The 1,882-nt window shown below is 48.8% G+C and carries 1 rRNA gene; it reads left to right on the top strand.

Going from position 1 to position 1,882, the window contains the following annotated elements:
* The first annotated feature begins 248 nt into the window (after positions 1-248).
* Positions 249-1,805, top strand: a 16S ribosomal RNA gene (locus DPQ89_RS12390).
* The last annotated feature ends 77 nt before the right edge of the window (positions 1,806-1,882 follow it).

The raw sequence follows: 1,882 nt of genomic DNA, 5'->3' as shown, positions 1-1,882 counted from the left end.
GCTCTTTAAAATTCGAATAATAGTTAAAGATATGAAGCTTCGGCTGATTATCAAGATGAGAAGATCCCAAAGAAAAGAAGTGTAATCAAGAATTAAAGTCTTGGCGTAACTAAATCTTGGAAGCTGTAAACAGTTCAACGTTGTTATAAAGTAGAAATCCAATAGCCAAGAGCCGAACTTGTTCGGAATGATTTAGATCGCACTGTTCAATTTTTTAAATTTTTTTAATGAAGACAATAGTTCATATTTGCTTGGAGAGTTTGATCCTGGCTCAGAACGAACGCTGTCGGCATGCCTAACACATGCAAGTCGTACGAGAAAGCTCCTTCGGGAGTGATTAAAGTGGCGCACGGGTGAGTAACGCGTAGGTGATCTACCATTTGGCGGGGGATAACTCGAAGAAATTCGGGCTAATACCGCATACGTACTGCAATTTTGAAAGCAGCAGTAGAAAGAGTGCCTCTCCTTGGAAGCACTTACCAAATGATGAGCCTGCGTAGCATTAGTTTGATGGTGGGGTAATGGCCTACCATGACTACGATGCTTAGCTGGTCTGAGAGGATGATCAGTCACACTGGAACTGAGACACGGTCCAGACTCCTACGGGAGGCAGCAGTGGGGAATATTGCGCAATGGGGGAAACCCTGACGCAGCAATGCCGAGTGAGTGAGGAAGGCCTTCGGGTTGTAAAACTCTGTCAGAAGGGAATAATGGCATAGGGTCCAATAGGCCTTATGTTTGAAGGTACCTTCAAAGGAAGCACCGGCTAACTTCGTGCCAGCAGCCGCGGTAATACGAAGGGTGCAAGCGTTGTTCGGATTTATTGGGCGTAAAGCGCGCGCAGGCGGATTGTTAAGTCAGATGTGAAATCTCGGGGCTCAACCCCGAAACTGCGTCTGAAACTGATAATCTAGAATCTCGGAGAGGGAAGGGGAATTTCACATGTAGGGGTAAAATCCGTAGAGATGTGAAGGAACACCAGAGGCGAAGGCGCCTTCCTGGACGAGTATTGACGCTGAGGCGCGAAAGCGTGGGTAGCAAACAGGATTAGATACCCTGGTAGTCCACGCCGTAAACGATGTGCACTAGATATTGGTGGTTTGACCCCATCAGTGTCGTAGCTAACGCATTAAGTGCACCGCCTGGGGAGTACGGTCGCAAGACTAAAACTCAAAGGAATTGACGGGGGCCCGCACAAGCGGTGGATTATGTGGTTTAATTCGAAGCAACGCGCAGAACCTTACCTAGGCTTGAAATCCTGAGAATCTAATGGAAACATAAGAGTGCTCTTCGGAGAATTCAGTGACAGGCGCTGCATGGCTGTCGTCAGCTCGTGTCGTGAGATGTTGGGTTAAGTCTCGCAACGAGCGCAACCCCTATCCTTAGTTGCCAGCATTAAGTTGGGCACTCTAGGGAGACTGCCTGGGCTAACCAGGAGGAAGGTGGGGATGACGTCAAGTCCTCATGGCCCTTATGTCTAGGGCTACACACGTAATACAATGGTGCATACAAAGGGAAGCGACCTGGCAACAGTGAGCAAATCTCAAAAAGTGCATCTCAGTCCGGATTGGAGTCTGCAACTCGACTCCATGAAGTTGGAATCGCTAGTAATCGGAGATCAGCACGCTCCGGTGAATACGTTCCCGGGCCTTGTACACACCGCCCGTCACACCACGGGAGTTGGTCTTACCTGAAGTCGTGGCCCTAACTGCTTGCAGAGGGGAGCGCCTACGGTCGGACCGATGACTGGGGTGAAGTCGTAACAAGGTAGCCGTAGGGGAACCTGCGGCTGGATCACCTCCTTTTAAAGGAATCGTGCATACAGCACTATTACCGGTCAAGAGAGATTACACATTCTCTCTTTGGGATCTTTTTTCATCTT

It is taken from the genome of Halobacteriovorax sp. HLS (genome assembly GCF_004006665.1).
GTDB lineage: Bacteria > Bdellovibrionota > Bacteriovoracia > Bacteriovoracales > Bacteriovoracaceae > Halobacteriovorax.
Note: the sequence above shows the minus strand (reverse complement) of the source record. Positions and strands in the feature narration are given on the sequence as shown.